Below are 22,180 nucleotides of genomic sequence, written 5' to 3'. Positions count from 1 at the left end.
CAATAGTTTGCTGGAACCGTTCAGCTGGCGTTTCGTAATTCGGTGTCTTCCGTGGACGCTCGTTCAGCCTTCGCTCCGTAAGCAACCTTCCGGCGGGCGCAATAACTGGTTCGGGACAAGCCTGGGTGCGGCTGACGCAACGTGTCCGATGATTGGTCGGGGTAGCAAGTTTGATCCTGCAATCCGCGAAGCTGCGGGAAACGCGAAGGAAACGATCGGCTCGCCTACCGGTGACAACGCGACGCGATTGGCGGCCACGACAGGCGAGTTGCGCGGCAAGGCGCGGTAGTTATGCGCGGATGCAACGGATCTCGCGCGCGATGGGCTGTCGGCGAACGGGCTTGCGGTGCCGCCGCGCGCAGTTGCAATGGCTTGATGCCTCGGTGACAGTGCGGCGGCTTGCGCGGAGTGAACTGCGTGCGCCGCGCTCAACGCGTGCGATGAGGGCGGCGCGAGTGCAATGAACAGGCGGAGCCTGATGTGAACACAACCGATGAGACAGGCAAGCGCGCGTTGCGCTTTGTTGCGGCGCATCCAGCGCGATTCATATTCCAGGTCTGCACCGCGTTCCGTAAAAACCAGGGGCTGCTGCTCGCGGGCGCGATCGCATATTACGCTTTGTTGTCAATCGTGCCGCTGCTCATTCTCGTTGTAATCGCGTTCGGTCACTTCATCGGCGAGCAGCTGCTTTTCGACACGCTCGGACGTCTGCTCGAATGGCTGATACCGGGGCAGTCAAAAACGCTCGTGCGCGAGCTCGCGACCTTTTTCGAGCATCGCTCCGTGGTCGGCTGGTACCTCGTCATCACGATGATCTTCTTCAGTTCGCTTGCGTTCACGGTTCTGGAGAATGCCCTGTCAATCATCTTCGTGCATCGCGTTGAGGTCCGGCGAAGGCACTTCCTGCTGTCGGCAATCCTGCCCTATCTCTTCAGTCTGTCACTAGGTATCGGTGTGCTGCTCGTGACGCTCGTCTCCAGCGGCCTGCGGGCTGTTGCGACCGGTAGCATTGATCTGTTCGGCCATGGGGTGTTCCTGACTGGCGTGACCCGCGTCGTGCTATATCTGTGCGGCCTTGCGGGCGAAATATTCGTGCTGACGGCAATCTATTTTGTGATCCCGGCGGGACGCACGACACTACGGCATGCGGTCGTCGGCGCGGTCGCGGCCACCGTTCTGTGGGAAATCACAAGACGCGTGCTGGTTTGGTACTTCGCGAAGCTTTCGCAGGTGAACGTCGTCTATGGGTCGCTGACGACAGCGATCGTTGTGCTGTTCGGCCTCGAAGCGCTCGCGACGCTGATGTTGTTTGGCGCGCAACTGATCGCAGAATACGAGCGCCTCAATATGCGCGGCGACCCTGCAGCGGAGTCGACGGAAACGGGCTGACCAGCGGCGGCGCGTTGAGCACGCTCGTTGTGGCTTCAACCAGTCGGCGTGATGGCACCGGTAGTTTCTGGGTGCCGACGAATTCCACGAGTATTCGCTGTTGTACCAGCCACACTGCAAAGTGCGGTGCAGCGATGTCAAACGTCTGTTAGCAAAACGGCTTTTTCCAGGACGGCGGGTTGCTCTGAGGGGCGTGAAATAAAGACTGCTTACCCTGTTTCGTTAAGAAACAACCATCGAGAAGGCTTTCCCCCGCAAGGGACCTGACCAGACCTTACGGTCAAGCACAAGCAGGACGAGATCTCTGCCTTGCCGGTATAGGGTACCCTCTTCCAGCCGCTGCACGCGCTCGAATGGCTTGCCGCTACCCATGCTCGTTTCGAGGAACAGGGGCCATTCGTCCACGCCCAGACCAAGATCCCTGGCCGGAATCGAATACTTCAGGAAGGAACGTGTAGGTTCAACGTCCTCCCAGTGAACAATTTTAGGTTTACAGTTCATGATCAGCATTGCACAGGGTGGTGCCCAACGGCGACCATCGCATGAAAGGCAGCCGAGACCGGGTCCATCGTGGGCGACTTTTTCGCAGTGTCCGTCGATTGTTGCATGCGTGGTGTTCGGTCTTTGACGGGTGCCAGACCACGCTTGAAATGGCGCTCGCCACTTCGGCTGTCGCGCTGCGAAACATGCACGTCGCCGCTCAACACCAGTGCCCTAAGCGCGTTTGTTAGTCGCCGACCAGGTACACCCGAGGCTGCGGCCAGCTGCGCGACGCTCTGTTGCGCTCCATCAGCCAGCACATCCAGCAATCGCGCTTCCAGCGTCCCGACAAATTGTTGCCCGGTCGTCATCGCCTCTCCGTCAGTCAAGTTGATACGTCAACTATAACTGACACTGTAAGTAATTTGTATGCGTCTGTGAGTCGCCAATGCCTGCTTAAGTCGGGCGGACCGGATTGTCGGGCAACCAGGGCAAGTAGAGTGTGGGCCTTCCGAAGACGCTGACCATGCACCCGCAAACGGGGGAAGATACCGCGGGAGTTGTACCCCAGGAAGCAGACATTGGCGTAGTACCAGTCTAAGAGGCTGTTCAGGGTCGCGAAGACCCGTTCGTTGGCGGTGAGAGCTGACGTTCGTCGACGCCGGTTTGCGAGTGTCAGCAATGGGACGTGCAGTTGTCCCACAGCCCCCGATCACCGACCGTCGGCTATGGCCGAGTCGAACGCATAACCGGTGCGATGTATCTGCACATCATCGGTCCGTTCTATGGGTTCTTCGGGCTGGGGTTCGCGCTGTACTTTGCCGCACAGGATGCGGGCCGGCTTGCGTGGCCGCTCATGGCGGGTGCGTTGAGACTGGCACTGTATGTGAGCGCCGGCACCCTGTTGCTGCGGCTCACGGGATCGTTGCCACTGTTCATTGCCCTCGACGCGGCCCCGATGGTGGCGTTCGGCGCCATCGTGCTCTGGGCGGCAGCGTCGGATCGCTGGTTCTTTGCGAAAAGCCGGACCGGCCGCTGAATGCCGTCGGTACCTTGGGATACAAGGCGGCGGGGCTGTGCCCGGTCATTCAGCGAGTTCGCCTTAATGTGGGGTGTGAAAGTGAGTGAGGACGCGCCTTCCCGCCAACCGCCTGACTATCCCTCATTCTGCGTCCCGCTGCTCGATCCTGTCCTTGCGTGTGATTATCCCGGCCGCAATGAGTCCGACCTCGTAGAGAATGATCAACGGGAACGCGAGAATCAGCTGAGAGAACACGTCCGGTGGCGTCACCACGGCGGAAATCGCAAACGCTCCGACAATCACATACGGCCGGATCTGGCGCAACTTCCTCACCGGCACGATCCTCATTCCTGCGAGAATGACCACGATGATTGGCACCTCGAACGTTGCGCCAAACGCAAGAAACATGGTGAGGGCGAAACTCACATACTTGTCGATATCCGTCGTCATTTCCACCCCGAGTGGGGCGTTGTAATGCGCCATCACATGGAAGATAGTTGGGAACACGACGAAATAAGCGAATGCCATGCCGCACAGAAACAGGGTGTAGCTGCTGGCGACCAGCGGCACGACGAGCCTCCTTTCGTGCCGGTAAAGCCCCGGAGCGATAAACGCCCAGATCTGGTACAGCACGACCGGTAGTGCGATGACGAGCGCAACCACCAGAGTGACCTTCACTGGGACGAAGAAAGAGCCGGTGACGTCGGTGACAATCAGCTTGCCGTTCGTCGGCAAGTTCTGTATCAGCGGATGGGCCAGTACCCGGAAGATATTGGGCGCCCAGTAAACCAGTCCCATGAACACGAACACCACTGAAGCGCCTGCACGGATGATCCGGTTACGTAGTTCAACCAGGTGTGAGATGAACGTCTCTTCGACTGGTTCGTCGCTAATGTGTTGCAGCTCGCTCATGCCAGGCCTCCGCCAGGAATCGTCGATGGAAGAAAATTGGGTCAATGCCAATTGAACGCGGGGAAGGCTATGAGAAAAACCACGCGCGGCGGCGCATCGTCTCAGGATTGCGCCATACAGTCCGCGACGCGCGCGATTGCTGGCGCGTTCTGCGCACTATCGCGTGCTTGTACCAGCTCGGGATCGCAGCCTGCTTGACGCGCCAGTTCCTGCGCTTCGTTTGCGGCGTGTTTCTGAACTCCATCAGGAGACCTGAGGTATCACCGTAGACGGACGTCAGATCTCGACCTTCTGAGCCCGCCGCAGTGTCCGACTTCGATGTGCCCGCTTTCCATGCGTTATCGAGTTCGCTTTCTTGCGATCGCAGTACGTCGTGAACCTTGTTCTCGACATCCAACGCCGCTGATTCAAACTCGCCGCGCATCTTCTTCAAACTGTCGAGTTCAAGCTCGCGAGCGACTTCCGCCTTGACGTCGTCTACATACCGTTGCGCGCGGCCGAACAGCGCACCCGCCGTTCGCGCTACGCCAGGCAGGCGCTTTGGCCCGAGCACGACAAGCGCGACGACGCCGATCATCGCCATTTTGGTCAATCCGAGGTCGAACATGGAATCAAAGCTCCTGGAACTGGGAACGGGTACGGCCGAGGCCGTACTGATCTGAAGTGGACTGTGCGGCTGATCCGGTAACTACCGGTATTCGCCCCGACGTGTCATGTCCTTCGCTTCCACCTCAACGACACCGTCGTGCGGCAATTCGCGCTGCTGCTCCGAAATGTGATTCTCGGCCATGCCTTCCTTGAACCCCTTGACCGCACTGCCAAGATCGCCCCCGATGTTTCTCAGCTTCTTCGTACCGAAAACAAGTGCCACGATCAGCAATACGATCATCCAATGCCAAATGCTCAACGAACCCATGATTGACAACCCTCTCTGGCTGCGCAGCGCGTGTCGCGCGCTGCGAAGAATGTGGACCTTGCGGCCCGAAGCGGAGCATCGACGCTCCGCTGATTAAACCGATGTTTTGCATAGCTACGCTCCGTCCAGTTCCACGGTGCGCGTTAGATCTCGCCTGGAAAGACCGACACAGGAGCCTGCAGGGGAAGGCCCGCAGCGTTGACCATTGAAACTGGGCGAGGTATCTGGGTTGTGTCGAGAGAGTGGCCTGTTGCATGAATGTGTATCTGCGCGAGCGGCATACACATTGAGAAACAATTCTGTGAGGGGGGCGGTGGATCGTCGGGTGGACCGCTCACATGCCGTGCAACGCTTGGCATACCTGACAGAAACGGGCTGCGTAAGCAGATAGCGGCGGCATCGACATATGCGGTGGTCGTAGGTGCGGACGTCGAAGTCGCCTCAGTGCTGGGCGCTTCCAGTTATAGGGCGAGCTTGGGGGATGTAACGGGCGTACGCCGCGCGCGCAACGCAAAGCGGCGAACCGCAGATTTAAGCAGGTCGCGACGTACGACAAGTCTCGCGACCAGATTGATGATCGCTCACAAATAGGGCGTGATGTTGGCGAGTGCGCGGGCTACATAAGTGTCCTTTTCACCTACCGGCGCGACGTAGCGAATCGCGCCACGTGCCGCCTCGACCCCTTCGAGGCGCGCAATCACCCACGCCGCAAGATACTGGGACGACAGGCAGCCGCCTGCCGTCGCCACGTTGTGCCGGGCCACGAATGGCTGTTCGAGCACGGCGACGCCTGCCGCTTCGACCCACGGCTTCGTGGTCGTATCCGTGCACGCCGCAACCCCGTCGAGCAAGCCCAGCCGCGCAAGTACAAGCGTGCCCGAGCATTGCGCGCCAAGCAGCTGGCGCATTGGATCGAACCGGAACTGCGCCATCAGGCCTCCATCGGCGACGATCTCGCGCGTCCGTATTCCGCTGCCGACGAGTACGGCGTCCGCATGGCAAGCGTCATGCAATGACGCCTGCGCCTCGACCTCCACACCGTTCATCGAACGGACGCGCGGCGTGGGACTCGCTATGGCCACGCGCCATCCGGGCCTTCTGATCCGGTTCAGAATATTGAACGCGACCAGCGAATCGATTTCGTTGAAGCCGTCGAATGTCAGGATGGCGATGTTCATGGCGTCCTCATACGGTGCTGAGCTTGTGTTGCGCCATGGTAGGACCGAGAATCACTACAATCAAATAATTGTCATGGATACATAGCCATGCCCGAGCTTCGCTACAAGGCGCTGGTCGATCGTCTCGCCGCCGATATCCGGGCCGGGCGTGTGCGTCCGGGAACGCGTTTGCCGACGCATCGCGAACTGGCTGCGCGCGAAGGTCTCGCGCTCGTCACGGCGACGCGCGTCTACGCGGAGTTGCAGGCCATGGGACTCGTGAGCGGCGAGACGGGGCGCGGCACCTTCGTCAAGGAACCGTTGCCTCCGGCCGAAGGCATCGACTTGCTCGGGTCAGGCGCGGACACCGTCGACATGACGTTCAACTATCCATCCTCGCCGGAACAGGCCGACCTGTTTCGTGTGGCACTGCGTCAGCTCGCGGCGTCAGGTGATCTCGAATCGATGCTCCGTTATCAGCCGCACGGTGGACGCGAGCACGAACGTGCGACGGTCGCGCGACACCTCGCCGTACGGGGCCTGCAAGCCGCTGCCGAAACCGTGCTGCTCGTGAGTGGCGCGCAGCACGGATTGACGACGACGGCCATGGCTTTACTGGAGCCCGGCGACGTGGTGGCCGTGGATGCGTTGACCTATCCGGGTTTCAAGCTGACCGCCGAAGCCTGCCGGCTCGAGATCGTGCCCGTTCCGGCTGCGGGTAACGGCCCCGATCTCGATGTACTGGCCGGACTATGCAAGCGCCGCAAGGTGCGCGCGGTTTATATGATGCCGACGCTGCACAATCCGCTGGGCTGGGTGATGGGAGTGGCGCGCCGGCGCGAACTCGTTGCCATCGCGCGGCAGTATGGAATCCTGATCATCGAAGACGGTGCTTACGCGTTTCTCGCGGATGGCGCCCCACCTCCGCTTGCCTCGCTTGCGCCCGAGTTGACGGTGTACGTATCGAGCTTCTCGAAGAGCGTCGCGACGGGGCGGCGTGTTGGCTTCATCCACGCGCCGCGCGACCGGGTTGCGAAGATCGAACGTTATATTCGCGCGACGACGTGGAATACTCCTGCGACCCTGACGTCGATCGCGTGCAGATGGATCGAGGACGGCACGGTCGCGATGCTCGAGGCGCAGAAGCGCCGCGATGCCGCACTTCGCCAGGCGATCGCCGCGCGCGTGCTCGGCAAACTGAAACGTGTCGGACATCCTGCGTCGTACTTTCTCTGGCTTCCATTGCCGCAGGAGGTTCGTGCCGACGCGATCGCGATGGCGCTCAGGAACGAACGGATTGCAGTATCGACTGCGCACGCGTTCTCCGCGTCGACACAAGTGCCGCACGCCATTCGGCTCGCACTCGGTTCAGTCAGCCTGGCGGCGATCGAACACGCTCTGGAGAGAGTAGCGAAGACGATTGCGGATCAGAGCTACTAGCTGCCGGCGCGGACCGCGGTCATCGCCTGGTCTGGTTTGTGCTGCCCCGATACTTATGACCCAATATCAGCGCCTGGATTTCCCGCTTTGCGCGAACTCCCTGATGCGCGCGGCCAGTTCGGGTATGCCCGCGTTGCGGGCGGCGTAGTGGGAAATCTGGCGTGTAGCCAGATCCACGGTCACCTGATCGTCGGGCGCCTTGGTATAGGGCCCGTCGACGGCTGCGTGATATTCGATCCGTAACTGGGTCTCGTTCGCGACGATGCGCAAATAGCCGTAATTCTGGTCGTCGTAGTTTTCGATGACAACGGCATCGGTGTCCTTCGATGCGGCCTGGATCAGCTGCGGTGCACGCAGCGGCGGCTGCCCGTTGCTGGTCAACCGCTGAATACCGTGTCCGCCGTTACCGCACACAATGTACGGAATGTGGGTTCCGTCAGGACGTGTGCGTGTAAAGCGCTGATAGTTGTGCGCGTGCCCCGCAAGATCGGCATGGGGCCATACGCCCACCTCCTTGCAGATCGCGTCGATCTGCTGCTGCATCTCGATACTCCAGCCGTGACGTCCGCGCGCGACATACGGTGGATGATGATGCGCGAACAGTAATGCGCCCTTGTAGCCCTCCTTCTTCACCCGCGTCAATGCGGCCTTGAGAAACTTGAGCTGGCTGTTGCCGATGTCGCTGTTCGAAATCACGCCAGGATCTTCGAGCGTATTGCTATACAACGCGATGATTCGCACGAACGGGGCCTCGAATGTAAAGAAGACTCCCGGTTGAATCTGCGCAGTGCGTGAAAGATTGCCCGCATCGGCCGAAACCTGAAAGCAGTCGGAGCAGAAGTTTCGCAGAAACGCCTGCAGACTCTTTTCATGCTGCAGAGGCGAGATCATGCCGTCATGATTGCCTGCGACCGCGAGGATAGGTGCGTGATAGTCGCGATAGGGCTCATAGAACTGGTCATAGTAGTACTGCGCTTCGCCGAAGCTGTAGACGATGTCGCCCAGCAAAAAGTTGAATTGCGGAACCTCAGCAGGATCGGTTTCGTCGAAGTCGCTGATCATCTTGTCGGAGACTTCGTTCTGTGTTTTTGGGCTTCTGGTACTGCCGCAATCGCCCGTCGAGTGAAAAACGATCTGTCCGCTCACGTTGATCTGGTCGAGGATGGTCTGAGCGTTGTTGATCACGTCCGCGAATGTAAGGCGGGGCTCGACGCCGCCGCGCGGCGCAGGAAACGGAAGGGCCTTGAGTTTGTGCTCGCGATTGAGTTCATCGATGACCTTGTAGGCTGCCACATCGGATGCGTGCCTGACGATGAAGGTTTGCGGATCGGGTGTCGGCTGCGGCTGCGAGAAAACGGGAGCTGCGAGGACGCGGCCGCTGCTGGTTGACGTTCGAACTGGGCGCTTCTTTGCCATGTTCCATTTCCTCCAATCGTGGTTAAAAAGCGGAACGATGCTCGACTGTCGATGGAGCTTGCTACATGCAGGACAGTCGCGGTGCATGACGAGCGTCGGCGGATGCGAGGTCCCCCGCCGAATGCTTCCGGTGAGAGGATGGTTCGAGGGAGAGGTTCAGTTGCAGTCGTTGCAATTGGTAACCGGCGGCTTTCAATTTCAATACGCCGCGCTGCGCGCGCAGCGTCTAGTGTTTTACATCGACATGTTGAATTCACACGAGTTCGAGGGCGCTCGAAGACATCCGCAACCTGATGTGAAACCGGGCCGCAAGCACGATATTTCGAACCCGCTGCAACTGGCAGATGAAGTTTGACAGGATAACCGTCTCAGAAGCGCAGCGGCTGAAGAAACTGGAACTGGAAAACAGCAAGCTCGGGATGAAACGACGTTACCTTCGCGAATCGAATGGCCGTTTGCTGATGTAGATCGACGCGAGAACGTCGACAGAAACACAGGCTCAAGCGACTGCTCATGGCCGGTTTCACCCGCCGACCCAACGCACCACAAAGCTGCCGCTGGTGGACGGTGAATGTCATTGAATGGCGGCTTACGGCGAAGTTGGTGAGCGCGTACAGTCGGTAGAGTCGAGTTGTGGCGCGGTAGCATTAGGTTCGGTTTGTCTGTTGCCGCCCCTTTCGTCTGGCGGTGCCCGAATATCCTTGCCTTAACCCCGTTTCCACAACCCGCTCATCGAACCGGACATGCAGATCTCCCGCATCCGGCTCTCGGACAAGACATCACGCCTTCGTACACGGCAAGTCACTACCAAGGCCCTTGGAGACGAACGAGACCAAAGTGCCCGTAGAGGTGCGAGGGTGGATACGTCCCGCCCCTACGACGTCTGACCTTGTGCTTGATACGTAACCACCGGCGCAACCGCGTGGAAGTGTAGCTGTCAAGCGCCCGATACGCGCGACTGACCGTCCCTACCTTGAAGTAGTTCGCCCAGCCGCGCAGCGTGCGGTTCAACTTGCCCACCAACTCCGTGGTATCGAGCCACGTCATCGTCGAAGCGGTCAGCGCGTGAATCTTCTCGACCATGCGCCGGATACTCTTCTTCGACGGACGCATGCCCATACGGGCCTGGCCAGTCACTGCAGAGTACATCCGCCCAAACGTGTAACCCAGGAAGTCGAATTCGCCTTCCGGCACCTTGCAGATTTGCGTCTTCTCCTCGTTGACCGTCAGCTTCAGTTTGCTCATGATCTCGCGCATTCGCACCAAGGCTTCTTCCGCCTTGCCCCGCTTGCACAGGATCACAAGATCATCCGCGTAAGTCACAATGCGGCTGCCAAGACTGCGCTGAAGTCCGAGTTTCTTCCATGCCAACACAAACCGGCGCATGTAAACATTCGCCAACAGGGGTGAGATGGGAGAACCTTGCGGAATGCCGCGCCGGCTGTCCCGGGCCTCCGTCGTACGTTTCTGCCGGCCACGGTCATCGGTTTCTTCCACGGGGCATTCCAGCCACATCCTGATCAGATGCAGCACACGCCGGTCAACGATGCGTCGCGCGAGCGACAGCATCAGTTCGGCGTGGGGAATACTTCCGAAGTAGTCCGCCAGGTCGGCATCAACAACGTCCGTTTGTCCACGGTGCAACCGCTCATCCACCTCGACCACCGCCTGCTGGGCATTTCGCCCCGGGCGGTAAGCGTATTGCTCTGGTGGAAGGTCAGCTTCGAAGATCGGTTCGAGCACCAGCATCGCTGCTGTCATGCACACCCGATCACGCAGGGTCGAGATGCCCAAGGGCCTCAGCTTGCCATTGGCCTTCGGGATAAACACTCTTCTGATAGGGTCCGGCCGGTAAGTCTCCTGCCTGAGCGCAAGCGCCAGTTCGCCGAGCCACTTCTGCACCCCATACGCTTCAACCTCCGCGAAGTCCTGCCGATCGACACCCGGCGCGCCCTTGTTAGAGCGGCACTGGGCGTACGCATGCGCCAGCACATCCTCGCGATAGATCTTGTCGTACAGCGCGTAAAAGCGATACCCGGCTTCTGCCTTCGCTTTCGCGTGTAACGCCATCTGCAGCTTCTGAACACGAATCGGAGTTGATAGGTTGCCCAATCTCCACGTCCTCACTACGTATTGCGTCTGTCTTGAACTGAGGCCCCTTCCCTCCACCCGCATTACACCGGCTTCAACGGTAATACGGGCCTCTCCGTCACCCCAGGGTGCCCGGCCTGTCCCTCACGGGCGTCCGGTTGGTCATCCCTGACCACGCCAAGGGGCTTCCCGTGTTGCGTGCGCTTCCCTTGTGTGCATGCTGTCGCCACTACCCCGGCGCAGCGACTGGGTGTCCTGCCTGCTCGTTCACCCACCCGTGTCAGCCTTCCCCGATATGGCAGTCAGGTCGGCCTGCGCATCGACTTTTTCGAGGCTTGCTCAGCGTTCACTCGCGTTACGGCCTGCACACTCGCGCTGTCACCGTATTTCGTGACATGCTTCACCGGAGGCTTCAACCGCTTCGTTACCTCCACGATTGCTCCGGTTGCTTCCGGCTGGAGCGGTTGCCGGGTGGGGCTTTCACCCACTGGAAAAGCGCCGCCTTTGCACGGCGCACGCCACAAGCAGTCCCCGAGCAGTCCAGCGACCCCGCTGCTCGAAAGTCTCCTGACCATCCATGAGGAGACATCCGGCGAACACCCCCGAACGTTCGGCTCAGACCCTTCTGGTACGTCAGGCCCTCAGATGGTTGAAAAATGGTGCGCTGACGCCGCCCGTGCAAAACGGTCTGTCCTGGCCACTATTGCCGCGTGAGCATGAGGTTCAGGTTCTGAACCTGCCACCCTCCGCGCCCCCGCCAGGCCGATCTGCATACCCACTCAACGCAGCCAGAATTCAGGGCCACTATCAAGCCGCGTTCAGGTACGGACATTCGTTGCCCCGCTCTGTGTATTCGTTCGGCTACACGTGCCGGTTACAGCCAGAGATATTTATTTGGCGAGAAAGCACTTACAGCAGATCTCACGAGCGTCCTGCCCTCACCTCACTCCCCGTCAGTGGCTTCGCGCAAAAAAGAACCGCTCCGTGTAACCGGCGCCAGGCGTCCGGCGAATTAGCTGCTGTATCCGCAACGGATACCACCGACCTCAACTTCTGGAGAAAGTCCATGTCCACTAAGACCACTGTTAGTTCCGCCCTGCTGGCAGGCGCCGTTGCAAGCCTGCTCGCTTCGGTCGCTCATGCTGCGCCGCTCACAAAGGAAGAAGTGAGCGCCGCCGTCGCTGCCCACAAGGAAAAGTGCTTTGGCGTCGCGCTGAAGGGGCAAAACGACTGTGCCGCCGGTCCGGGCACCACCTGTCAGGGTACGTCGACGGTCGACTTCCAGGGCAACTCGTGGAAGTTCGTCCAGGGCGGCACCTGCGCGAGCATCGTCGTGCCGGGCGGCGGCCACGGCTCGCTCACGCCGATCAAGTCCTGACTGTAACGACAACAGGAAACGAGGCGGCCATGCTTGCTTTCTCCCGATTGGCGGCGATCCATGCGTCCAGCCGTCCTCGTTGCGCAGCGCCCGGCGCAGCCGGCCTCGCTGGCACGAGTTTCAAGCACGAACATCTCGCTGCAATTTTCGAAGACGGCCTGCAGGACGGCTTCTTCGAGGTACACGCGGAGAACTATATGGGCGCGGGCGGCCCGCCGCACCGCGCCTTGCGCGCGATCCGCGAACGCTATCCGGTCTCGCTGCATGGTGTGTGCATGTCGATCGGCGGACCGGATGAACTCGACGCCAGCCACCTTGCGCGCTTTTGCGAATTGGTCACGCGCTACGAACCCGCGCTCGTCTCTGAACATCTCGCATGGTCCTCGCACGACGGCACCTTCTTCAACGATCTGTTGCCGCTGCCCTACACGAAGGCGACGCTTGACAAGGTCTGCGAACACATCGATCAAATTCAGGAAGCCATTCGGCGTCCGATGCTGCTCGAAAATCCATCGACGTATGTGGCGTTCGCGTCATCGACGATGAGCGAGACGGAATTCATCCGTACGGTCGCGCAGCGCACGGGCTGCGGGCTGCTGCTCGACGTCAACAATGTCTACGTTTCGGCGACCAATCAAGGTTACACGGCACGTGCGTATCTTGCGGACTTTCCTCTTGAATACGTCGGCGAGATTCACCTGGCCGGCCACAGCGAACAGCACGACGACGAGAGCGCGCCGCTCCTCATCGACAGCCACGACCGCGCCGTCGCCGATGTCGTGTGGGCGCTCTACCGCGAGTTGATCGCGCGCACCGGGCCGATACCGACGCTGATCGAATGGGATAGCCAGTTGCCGGCGTGGGCCGAGCTGCGCGCGCAGGCGGTGATGGCCCACCGGATCGTGTCTGAGCATGCTCCCAGCAATGTATCGGAGTCCGATGTATCTCACTCGGAGCGCGCCGGCCATGAAGCCTGAACAGCGCACGCTCGACTACGCGACGGCCTTCGCGCCTGGACTGACGAACCCCGGACTCGCCACGCCAGAAGGCGTCGTGGCTTCGCATGGCAAGGGCGTCGTCAGGCGTTACAACGTCTATCGCAACAATGTCACAGTCAGCCTCATCGAGGCGCTCGCCGCAATTTATCCCGCTGTGCAGCGCATCACGGGCGTCGAGTTCTTCCGCGCGATGGCCCGCTTTCACGTGCGTGCCACGCCGCCGGTTTCGCCGCTCCTGTTCGATTACGGACGCGACTTTCCGTCGTTTATCGAAACCTGGGAGTACGCGCGCGACATGCCCTGGCTTGCAGATACGGCGCGCGTCGAGCGCGCCTGGCTCGACGCCTATCACGCCGAGGATGCCGCACCGCTCGCGGCCGAGGCATTCGCGGGCATCGATCCGGGTTCACTCGCGCAGATGCGCTTTGTCCCCCACCCGGCCGCGCGCATCGTGCGCTCGCGCTACCCGGCGGTCGCGATCTTCGCGATGAACCGAACGCCCGGCCCCGTCACCCCGTTGTGTTCGAACGATGCAGAAGACGCACTCGTCACACGGCCCGAATACGACGTGATTGTCTCGCGCCTGCCCGCGGGCGGCGCGGCGTTTCTCCTCGCGCTCATCGAGGGCATGCCGCTCGGCGCCGCCGCGCAGACAGCCTTCGAAGAGAACGACACCTTCGACCTGGCGGCCAGCCTGGCTGCGATGATTTCGGCCGGCGTGTTCGCCACCGTTCAACTGGGAGCGTAATCACCATGCAAACTCCACAAGACTCGAGACCGTCTTTTGCGGGCAATGTCGCGCACGCGATCATATGCGCCCGGCGCTTCATCGAACGTCTTGCACAACCATCGTTCGTGCAGTTGGTGCTGCGCTTCGCGCTGGCCGTGCCGTTCTGGAAATCGGGCATCCTCAAGTGGCACGGATTCCTGCAACTCAACGACACCGCCATCGATCTCTTCACCGACGAATTCAAGCTCCATCTGCCCGGAGGTCCGTATCCGTTTCCGGCGCCCGCCATCTTCGCGTTCCTTTCCGCGTGCGGCGAGGTCACGTTCCCGGTACTGCTTGCGCTTGGATTCGGCACACGCTTCGCCGCCGCCGGATTGCTGCTGATGACCTGCATCATTGAGCTAACGGTGCCGGACGGCTGGCCGATCCACCTCACGTGGGCGGCCATGGCGCTCGGCATCGCTGCGTGGGGCCCGGGCGTCATTTCGATCGACTACCTGCTCGGAGACCGCGCGTACCGGTCATGAAAACGCGAGATCTGGTCGCGCGGCTCGCGAGCAACGGGTCGCACATCGAGCGCGACGCCGTCCCGAGGCTGCTCGATCGCGCGCTGCTGCGAGGCCTTGCAGGTAGCACGGTCCTGCTGGTCGCGCTGTACGGCGTACGCAGCGACATGCCCCAGCTGATCCTCACGGCGATGTTCTGGGTGCGCCTCGCATTCCCACTCGCGATCATCGCCGCGGCCATGAAGCTCACGGAGCGGCTTGGCCGCCCCGGTGCGCGGCTCAGGCTCGCCTGGTTCGCGGTGGCGCTGCCCATCGCCACGATGCTCATCGCCGCGGGCAGCATCCTGCTGGCGACGCCGCCAGGCTACCGGCTGCAACTGGTGCTTGGCACGACGTGGCGCACGACGACGGCGAGTGTCGTGCTGCTCTCGCTGCCCTCGCTCATTGCAGTGTTGCGCGCGATGAAGCAGCTCGCGCCAACGCGCCTCGCGCTGGCCGGCGCGGGTGCGGGTCTCCTGGCCGGCGCGCAGGGATGGCTCGTCTACACGCTGTATTGCTCGGAGATGGCGGCGCCGTTCTGGGGTGTGTGGTACGTGCTGGCGATCGTCATCACGACGGCCATTGGCGCGGCAATCGCACCGCACTGTCTGCGCTGGTGAAATTCGCGTCGACGCGGGGCATCGCGCTTTCGCCAGCTAGCGGTGTCAGAGGCTGACATTCGACATGATGATTCTCTCAAGATGGTGCTGTATGCTCCGGAACGCCTTCCAACACCTGGTCCGCCTCGCTCCCAAAGTTCGCGCGCTTTGCATGCCGTGGCTTCTTCTTGCAACTCGGCTCTGGTTCGGACAGGTCGTGCTCGTGCATCAGATCATGGCGATGGCACAAAGCAGTCAAGGCGGGGTAGCCGGCGCCAGATTACATGTTCCGTCCAGCGTGGAGGCGGCGCTGCACGGTATCGTGCCATTCCTGCTCAGCGCTGGCCTCCTTACCCGGCCCATAGCGCTTGTGCTGCTCGCTGGGGGTTACGGATCAATCGCCCTCGGTCCGGGCGGCGCAACGCTTGTCTTGCTCGCGTGGCTCATCGTGCTGGGACCGGGACCGTTCTCGCTCGATGCGATGCTGGGGCGAGGCCTCGCGTGGGCTCCACTTGGCCCGGCGCGACAGATCAAAAAATTCTATGAGCAGGCCGAACGATATGTCTCACCGGTGCTCCTGCTCGTATCGCGCGCAGGCCTGGCGGCATCGCTCAGTCTCGCTTCCGCGCTGACGCCTTCCCTGTTCAGCCACGCCACTCGTCACAGTCTGACGACACTGTTCGCATACCCCTCATCGGTCAGCGCGATCCTCGCATTCTGCATCGCTTTCGGCTGCATGACACGACCAGCGACGTTCATTTATGCCGCCATGGTTCCACTCGCTGGCATCGCCATGTCCATGGACGAGCGGCTCGCAATGCTTCTTCTGCTGCTGATGTTAGTAGTCACGGGGCCTGGCGTCATCTCTGTGGATCAATTGCTCGCGCGCCCTGTGCTCGACGGTTCTGAGAAGGACGAAGGCTCGCTGGATCAGTATCCACAGGTTGTAGTGGTAGGCGGTGGCTTTGGTGGAATCGAGGCAGTTCGCGGTCTACGCAATTCGCGCTGCCGGATCACCCTCATAGATCAGCGGAATCATCATCTGTTCCAGCCGCTGCTCTACCAGATCGCGACAGCAGCGTTGTCGCCCGGCGAAATCGCAACGCCGATCCGAAGCCTCTTTCGCAGCCAGCGAAACGTCCAGATACGCCTGGGGACCGTCACAGGCGTCGACACCGCGACCCGCGAAGTGCTCGTTGGCGCGGCCAAGGTGAAGTTCGACTATCTCGTGCTGGCGACCGGCGCACGTCACAGTTATTTCGGCAACGATCACTGGGCGCCGTACGCGCCCGGGCTAAAAAGCATAGAGGACGCAACCTCGATAAGAAGTCGTCTGCTGCGGGCCTTTGAGGAAGCGGAAACGGCCGCCGACGAACGAGCCCGCGCTGCGTGGCTCACCTTCGTCATCGTCGGTGGAGGGCCAACGGGTATCGAACTGGCCGGCGCCATCGCGGAACTGGCGCATCATGGCATGGACCAGGAATATCGCACAATCGACCCATCAACATCGCGTGTCATTCTGGTTCATGCAGGGCCGCGCGTTCTACCGACCTTTCCCCCTTCCCTTTCTGCCGCCGCAGAACAATCCCTTCGCAAGCTGGGTGTCACTGTCTATCTCGATACCAGAGTGCTGCGCGTAGACCAGGATGGCGCCGATCTCGGCGAAGATCGAATAGCATCCCGCACGATCCTCTGGGCTGCCGGGGTGGCGGCGTCTCCGGTTGCCCGATGGCTAAACCAGCGAGGGGATGCGTCGGGACGAATCAAGGTGAACGACGACCTCTCCGTTCCGGCGCTTGAAGGCGTCTATGCAATTGGTGATACCGCCTCAAGTCTGGGCTGGAATGGAGCAGCCGTCCCGGGGCTGGCCCCTGCCGCAAAGCAGCAAGGCAAATACGCCGCGCGAGTTATCGATGCGCAGCTTGTGGGGCGCCGTCCGCCACCGCCGTTTCGATACCGGCATTTCGGAAGCCTGGCGACAATTGGGCGTCAGGCAGCTGTGGCGGAAATCGGCCCCATCCAGATGTGGGGCGCACCTGCGTGGTGGTTCTGGGGCGCCGCGCATATCGCATTCCTGACGGGAGGGCCAAACAGGGTGAAGGTCATGCTGGATTGGCTCTGGGCGTATTTCACATACCGGCGCAGTACGAGGCTCATTACCGATCCGGCTTCCGGCAGGCAAACGGATTGATTACCCGAAATGGGATGGAGTGCCGATTCGGCGAGCGACGCAGCGTTTACACTCGAGGCGCCTCCGATACTCGGATCGTCGACCTCCTGCTTCCGGATTGGGCTGCGGATTCAACCGGTCGATGCAAGACAATGGCAGCTGCGCCAGCAGCGGGAGTGTTGCAGATGAAGTACAGAACCCGGATCTATTACAGCAAGAGCCAGAAGGCGTTGATGTGGAAGCGCTGGCGCCAGGGCGATACGCTCCACCAGATCGCCCGATTGTTTCAGAGGGGAAGTTGAAGGCGGACGTCTCGTGCCACACATGCGACCGGTGCGGGTACAGTGCCACAAGCAGCGGCCCTGAGTGACGAAACACGCGTGTCTCGATCACGATCGGGCTGGTCCGTGAAGCGCTTTGGCATGGCACTTCCCGCGAAACGGGCTCAGCTTCTTCGTTTTCGCGGCGCAGCAAGAATTGCCCGACCGTCTCATGTGTGCTCAACGGACGGCTGTGAACGTCGGCTGAGTCGCCCCCGTGGGTCCGGGCACTGGCCCGGTGTTCGCACCGCGACACCGATCTATGCATTAACCGCATTTGATACGCGAATCCTGGCAATACGCTTTCGGCAATAGAGGGGCGCTTCGCAAAGCATTTCTTTATCAAGCCAAGTAGCGGCTCCGCTTAGATCTGACTCCGCGTGGGCCTTTCGAGGCTGAAACAAGCTCATCCGCGAATGACCCACGCTTTCATGTGTTCGATTTAGTGGCCGCTATCAGGGTTGCATTTGGGCAGATGACCACAGCGAGTCCAATCCGCGCGACTTACATTGCCAGTTGCACTGGAGATGCCAGCTACCCCACCATACCCGGAGTTCCCGGACGTGCCGGGAGAGGCACTGGTAGCGGCTGATACCGGCTGAGCATCTTGCTGCCCGGACATGTCCTGAGCTTGCACTGTACCCACTAATGAGAATGCGCTCAGGAGTGCTACAGACAGGAGAAACGTCGTCTTCATGGCTTAACTCCTTACGACGAAATCAGGGTTCGGTTTATGTAGACGCTATGAGCCAGGCAGCGGGTGAAGGAAGTGGCATGCGCATCGGGACAGGCAATGCCAGCGATTCCACCTGGTGCCGGAACCCGGGCGAGGCAACGTTATTCCCGGCATGGGCCTTTTACCGGATTCAGGGGATACAAGAGCGCGGCAAATCCGCGATTGGCGTTCGAGGAGACAGGAGCACCTGAAGAACTGCCCGGGGGGCCGGTAAGCCCGGTGCGCAAAAGGAAGCACATGTATTAACAATACGTCGTCTGCCAGAAGAGATACCATGCTTTTCGTTATATAGCGCAAGTCTTTCGCTATATAGCGACTCGGAGAGAGGAACAGTCTGCTGAGGATGCCGAAACACCTGCCAAGAACCACCAGAAAGCGAGGACGAGAGGCGCTGGTACTTGAATGAGAATCAGGCTGCCAGGCCAGGCTTTAGACAGAGAACAGATGCAGTCCATCTCGAGCCGCACAATGCCCGAATCGTGCATCGCTCCAGAATGGTCCGGTGCGCATCCACGAGTCACAGTGCTGCATTTAAAATGCGTACCAAAGCCGTCCCTCCATCAGTTGATGGAGGCGTATTGCTACACACGCCAGAGGGCCCTGGCAAACTCCTCCAGGACGTGGCGAGCCTTCAGCGAGTATGTGCGGAAATGTTGGCCTTCTCCATGACGCTTGCCTCTCGCGATTTTTGTTGATCGCCCTGCAAACGTGCCGAGTCTCCCCCGCATACGGAAAGCGGGCCGGCCAGGTTTAGAACGGCACGGGGACAGTTAGCCGCCCAGCTTGATGATTGCCACTGTAAGCAGAATGCCAAGCGCGATCATTGCAATACCTGCTTTCATAGCCCCTGCGCCGGTGTAACGCCCCAGCGCAAAGCCAGCGATGAAAAGCATCGCGAGTGTAAGCACGCGCGAGGCGATGAGTGCCGTTGCAACATCCTTGACGACGAGGAATGGCACTGCGACCGGAAACGTTCCCAGGACAACAAGCAGAAAGATGCCCAGCGCGCCGACGAAATCACCTCTCACAAAATTCGCCCGGGGTGGCAGCGTCGAGGCTGCCGCGAGGCGCACTCGGATGCGCTCGAGGTCGGCATCTTCGACGAGCGGCTCCAGTTTCTCAGGCAATGCGTCGCGCAACGCCCGCACGGCGACCGTCTGATCCTGCTCGCGCTTGACGGTCTGCGCGAGTTGCAGGCGCTGTCCTCGATCGGCGAGCGTACGTACGAGGTACATCACGGCGTCGGCGAGGCCCCACGCAAGATTGCATCCGAGTGCGGCGAAGAACATCTTGTATCCCTCATCTTCGCCCGCTGTGACCGCCTTGACCGCCCCGACGAACGTCAGTGCCATGAACAGACCAAAACATATTTCGCAGACACGATCGACGGTATTGAGAATCGGTTCGCGCCGTTCGGGTTCGGCGCGTCCGGTCGGCATGATAGTGCTCATATGGCCTCGACTCAATGTAGGTAACGAGACGTCGCGCTAGCTGCCAACAAGAGCTGTTGGTACGAGCAGTATATGAAAGAGCCGACAGTTCGGTTCCCTTATATTGATGGACTGGGAGCGCCGGGGGCGGCACAAAAGGCCCGAGGCCAGCTGGACAGGGCTGGACCGCCCATCGCATGACGGAGTGAATCTTCGCAAACAAGTTACGCTCTGCGATGTGGCGGTTGTGCCTCCTGCGGGTCTCGCGGTGTGCGTCCTCCGGTCCTGCATTAAGGCAATAAAGAGAATCCCCAGCAACCGGCCATTCGACATCGACATGCGAGCCTTCCTACGATTGGATGGGGGCACACGTTTTTAAACTTGCGATCTCCGCATCCCGAATGCGACGCCATTTTTGCCTCTGCGTTCCCCCTGAAAACGGAGTCAATCATGCTACACACAATTCTGGCCGCCGCTTCGGCCATGGTCGTGTGCATGCTGCTGCAAGGCGTGGTGGTAGCCATCTGCCTGCGCCGGTACGCGTGCTCTCGCGTAACGTTAGGAAGACTTAATATGGTTGGCCGCACTGCCATTGGCAAACGTAATGCTGCTGACCTTGCTCTGCAATTTCGCCCCAATGGCAATCTGGGCCGCGCTGTTCATGTTCTTGGGCGAGTCTTCCGATTTCGCCACGGCTCTGTATCACTCCGCGGCCAACTTCATCACGTTGGGCTACGGCGAGTTTGTCATGTCCAGGCAACGGCGCATGCCTGGCCGGATCGAAGCTGCCAACGGCATCCTTATGTTCGTAGTCTCAACCTCGGTGATGACGGCCGCGGTCATGGATGTGACTAAGTACCATCATGCCCCGCTGCAGCAGGAGTCGCCGCGAAAGCACGCACGTGCCAGGCGCCGGGACGCCAGGCTGGGCCATACCCTGGCACTTCGCGGCTCAGGTAGAGCAGTGGCCTGAACGTTGGGCAACGCGGCCAGACCAGGTAAATTGGCTGCATTTGGCGAAGGTGGCGGCCTGTTTGACCTGAAATTCAGGCCAAGGCCAGCGCATCGTTTCCTGCGCTACGAACCAGCCTGATGCCCGGCGGTGCTGGCACCCAGCAGCTTGCGATAAGCAAGGACGAGAAGCGGAGTCGTTGCCATCGATAGGGCAACGACGACGGTGACAACATTCAGTTGTTCGACATGGATCAGGTTGGCTGACTGTGCCGCCCCCATCACGACAAAGGCGAACTCCCCGCCCTGCGAAAGCAGGATGGCGAAGTGGGTTCGATGCTCACGCGGCAGGTTGACCCGCTTCGCCAGATACTTGAGCGCCAGAAACTTGCCTCCAATCACGGCAGTCACCAGCAGGGCCACAAGCCATGTCTTGTCCGCGAGGACACCAAAATCGATCGTCATGCCGACAGCAATAAAGAACAGCCCAAGCAGGATGCCTTTGAAGGGCGCCATATCGGATTCGATCTCCTCGCGGCATTCGGATCCTGCCAGCAGCAGTCCGGCCATGAAGGCGCCAAGGGACATCGACAGGTGAACGACGTGCATCAGCAAGGAGATGCCGATCACCCAGAGCAGCGCAAAGATGGTGAAGATCTCGCGCGTCCCGCTCCGCTGGATCATGCGCAGGACATATTTCAGCAGGAAACGCCCGCCGACGAGCACCACGGCGATCATCGCCAGTGCCTTCCCGGTGGCGAGCCAGCCGCTCGACGTGCTTGCGTCCTCTAGGACCGGCGCCAGCAGCGGCAACAGGGCAATCATCGGAATGGCAGCGATATCCTGGAACAGGAGGATGCCAAAACTCGTTTGCCCAAGCGGCGTATCCATCAGGCGATTCTGCTCGAGGATTGCGATCACCATCGCAGTGGAAGACAGCGACAAGGCAAATCCGGCTGCCACACCCACCCGCCAAGAGAGGCCAAAGGCGATGAAAATCGCTGCCAGCAACGTCGCACACAAAACAACCTGGGCCGCGCCATAGCCAAAGATGGAGCGGCGCATCGCCCACAGCTTGTCAATTTCCATCTCGATACCGATGATGAACATCATCAGCACGATGCCCAGCTCGGATATGTCCAGGATCGAGTGGACATCCGTGACGAGCCTCAGCCCCCAAGGCCCGATCACGGCCCCGGCTACCAGGTAGCCAAGCACCGAGCCGAAGCCTAAGCGAACGGACAGCGGCACCGCGATCAATGCCGCCGCCAGGAATATCACCGAGTCAGCCAGCAATTGCTCCATCACTGTGCTCCTCATTGGGCCGCAACCGATAACGTTCCATCGCCCGGTATCGCCGGCCGCGTGCGGTTGTTCTGGGTGATCCTAGATCATTCTTTACGCGAGCGCGCAAATAAGTGACGACGCCTGCGCAACCGCGCCCACTCCATACATTGCAGAACTGAACTGGACGTAAGGATCGACGAACTACCTGCGCCTA

General features: G+C 60.5%; 21 protein-coding genes. 11 read left to right on the top strand and 10 right to left on the bottom strand.

All coding sequences use genetic code 11. From position 1 onward, the window contains the following. The first annotated feature begins 480 nt into the window (after window positions 1-480). Entirely contained in the window at window positions 481-1,389 is a 909-nt protein-coding gene (locus tag L0U83_RS36650; protein ID WP_233889289.1) for a YihY/virulence factor BrkB family protein, read from the top strand. 222 nt (window positions 1,390-1,611) lie between these two features. Here the strand turns inward: L0U83_RS36650 and L0U83_RS36645 are convergent, their stop codons facing one another. Together L0U83_RS36645 and L0U83_RS36640 are read right to left on the bottom strand one after the other, a co-directional pair. Next, a complete protein-coding gene (locus L0U83_RS36645; protein ID WP_233889288.1) occupies window positions 1,612-1,899 on the bottom strand; it encodes a hypothetical protein in 288 nt (95 codons plus the stop codon). Further along, on the bottom strand, window positions 1,893-2,240 hold the full coding sequence (locus tag L0U83_RS36640) for a hypothetical protein (RefSeq protein WP_233889286.1): 348 nt from the start codon (window positions 2,238-2,240) through the stop codon (window positions 1,893-1,895). The genes L0U83_RS36645 and L0U83_RS36640 overlap by 7 nt, the downstream gene beginning before the upstream one ends. 386 nt (window positions 2,241-2,626) lie before the next feature. On the opposite strand from L0U83_RS36640, the gene L0U83_RS36635 reads away from it, so the two are divergent. Further along, window positions 2,627-2,908 carry a hypothetical protein gene (locus L0U83_RS36635; protein ID WP_233889283.1) on the top strand — a complete coding sequence of 94 codons (282 nt, stop codon included), beginning with the start codon at window positions 2,627-2,629 and terminating at the stop codon, window positions 2,906-2,908. A 123-nt stretch (window positions 2,909-3,031) separates the two neighbouring features. Here the strand turns inward: L0U83_RS36635 and tatC are convergent, their stop codons facing one another. The 4 genes from tatC to L0U83_RS36615 all read right to left on the bottom strand — a co-directional run bounded on the left by tatC (window position 3,032) and on the right by L0U83_RS36615 (window position 5,896). After that, a complete protein-coding gene (gene tatC / locus L0U83_RS36630) occupies window positions 3,032-3,802 on the bottom strand; it encodes a twin-arginine translocase subunit TatC (protein ID WP_233889280.1) in 771 nt (256 codons plus the stop codon). Between the two features lie 67 nt (window positions 3,803-3,869). Beyond that, the gene (gene tatB, locus L0U83_RS36625; protein ID WP_233889277.1) at window positions 3,870-4,409 is read right to left on the bottom strand and encodes a Sec-independent protein translocase protein TatB; all 540 of its coding nucleotides are present in this window, start codon (window positions 4,407-4,409) and stop codon (window positions 3,870-3,872) included. Between the two features lie 81 nt (window positions 4,410-4,490). After that, a complete protein-coding gene (tatA, locus tag L0U83_RS36620; RefSeq protein ID WP_233889275.1) occupies window positions 4,491-4,718 on the bottom strand; it encodes a Sec-independent protein translocase subunit TatA in 228 nt (75 codons plus the stop codon). 581 nt (window positions 4,719-5,299) lie between these two features. Beyond that, a complete protein-coding gene (locus L0U83_RS36615; protein ID WP_233889274.1) occupies window positions 5,300-5,896 on the bottom strand; it encodes a DJ-1/PfpI family protein in 597 nt (198 codons plus the stop codon). Between the two features lie 87 nt (window positions 5,897-5,983). Between L0U83_RS36615 and L0U83_RS36610 the strand changes: the two genes are divergently transcribed. After that, entirely contained in the window at window positions 5,984-7,315 is a 1,332-nt protein-coding gene (locus tag L0U83_RS36610; RefSeq protein ID WP_233889273.1) for an aminotransferase-like domain-containing protein, read from the top strand. Window positions 7,316-7,381: 66 nt separating this feature from the next. Here the strand turns inward: L0U83_RS36610 and L0U83_RS36605 are convergent, their stop codons facing one another. Then, window positions 7,382-8,731, bottom strand: coding sequence for a metallophosphoesterase family protein (locus L0U83_RS36605; RefSeq protein WP_233889272.1), 1,350 nt, complete (start codon window positions 8,729-8,731; stop codon window positions 7,382-7,384). An 85-nt stretch (window positions 8,732-8,816) separates the two neighbouring features. On the opposite strand from L0U83_RS36605, the gene L0U83_RS36600 reads away from it, so the two are divergent. Then, entirely contained in the window at window positions 8,817-9,086 is a 270-nt protein-coding gene (locus L0U83_RS36600; protein ID WP_233889271.1) for a hypothetical protein, read from the top strand. A gap of 449 nt (window positions 9,087-9,535) precedes the next feature. Here the strand turns inward: L0U83_RS36600 and ltrA are convergent, their stop codons facing one another. Beyond that, complete coding sequence (ltrA, locus tag L0U83_RS36595) at window positions 9,536-10,843, bottom strand: group II intron reverse transcriptase/maturase (RefSeq protein ID WP_233888736.1); 1,308 nt, start codon at window positions 10,841-10,843, stop codon at window positions 9,536-9,538. 1,045 nt (window positions 10,844-11,888) lie between these two features. On the opposite strand from ltrA, the gene L0U83_RS36590 reads away from it, so the two are divergent. The 6 genes from L0U83_RS36590 (at window position 11,889) to L0U83_RS36565 (ending at window position 17,263) form a co-directional block, all read left to right on the top strand. Then, window positions 11,889-12,200, top strand: coding sequence for a BufA1 family periplasmic bufferin-type metallophore (locus tag L0U83_RS36590; protein WP_233889270.1), 312 nt, complete (start codon window positions 11,889-11,891; stop codon window positions 12,198-12,200). A gap of 29 nt (window positions 12,201-12,229) precedes the next feature. Then, complete coding sequence (bufB, locus tag L0U83_RS36585; protein WP_267939723.1) at window positions 12,230-13,177, top strand: MNIO family bufferin maturase; 948 nt, start codon at window positions 12,230-12,232, stop codon at window positions 13,175-13,177. Further along, a complete protein-coding gene (locus L0U83_RS36580) occupies window positions 13,167-13,946 on the top strand; it encodes an HvfC/BufC family peptide modification chaperone (RefSeq protein ID WP_233889268.1) in 780 nt (259 codons plus the stop codon). Before bufB ends, L0U83_RS36580 begins: the two co-directional genes overlap by 11 nt. 5 nt (window positions 13,947-13,951) lie before the next feature. After that, window positions 13,952-14,455 carry a DoxX family protein gene (locus tag L0U83_RS36575; RefSeq protein WP_233889266.1) on the top strand — a complete coding sequence of 168 codons (504 nt, stop codon included), beginning with the start codon at window positions 13,952-13,954 and terminating at the stop codon, window positions 14,453-14,455. Further along, a complete protein-coding gene (locus tag L0U83_RS36570) occupies window positions 14,452-15,093 on the top strand; it encodes a DUF1109 domain-containing protein (RefSeq protein WP_233889265.1) in 642 nt (213 codons plus the stop codon). Before L0U83_RS36575 ends, L0U83_RS36570 begins: the two co-directional genes overlap by 4 nt. A 196-nt stretch (window positions 15,094-15,289) precedes the next feature. Further along, complete coding sequence (locus L0U83_RS36565; RefSeq protein ID WP_233889264.1) at window positions 15,290-17,263, top strand: NAD(P)/FAD-dependent oxidoreductase; 1,974 nt, start codon at window positions 15,290-15,292, stop codon at window positions 17,261-17,263. A 1,805-nt stretch (window positions 17,264-19,068) separates the two neighbouring features. Here the strand turns inward: L0U83_RS36565 and L0U83_RS36560 are convergent. Next, entirely contained in the window at window positions 19,069-19,737 is a 669-nt protein-coding gene (locus L0U83_RS36560) for a VIT1/CCC1 transporter family protein (protein WP_233889263.1), read from the bottom strand. 595 nt (window positions 19,738-20,332) lie between these two features. Between L0U83_RS36560 and L0U83_RS36555 the strand changes: the two genes are divergently transcribed. After that, entirely contained in the window at window positions 20,333-20,701 is a 369-nt protein-coding gene (locus L0U83_RS36555) for an ion channel (RefSeq protein ID WP_308445112.1), read from the top strand. Window positions 20,702-20,805: 104 nt separating this feature from the next. On the opposite strand, the gene L0U83_RS36550 is transcribed toward L0U83_RS36555, so the two are convergent. Continuing rightward, window positions 20,806-21,984: a monovalent cation:proton antiporter-2 (CPA2) family protein gene (locus L0U83_RS36550; protein ID WP_233889262.1), complete on the bottom strand. Its 1,179-nt coding sequence runs from the start codon at window positions 21,982-21,984 to the stop codon at window positions 20,806-20,808. Window positions 21,985-22,180: the final 196 nt, after the last annotated feature.

It is taken from the genome of Paraburkholderia flagellata, assembly GCF_021390645.1.
Classification (GTDB): domain Bacteria; phylum Pseudomonadota; class Gammaproteobacteria; order Burkholderiales; family Burkholderiaceae; genus Paraburkholderia; species Paraburkholderia flagellata.
Note: the sequence above shows the minus strand (reverse complement) of the source record. Positions and strands in the feature narration are given on the sequence as shown.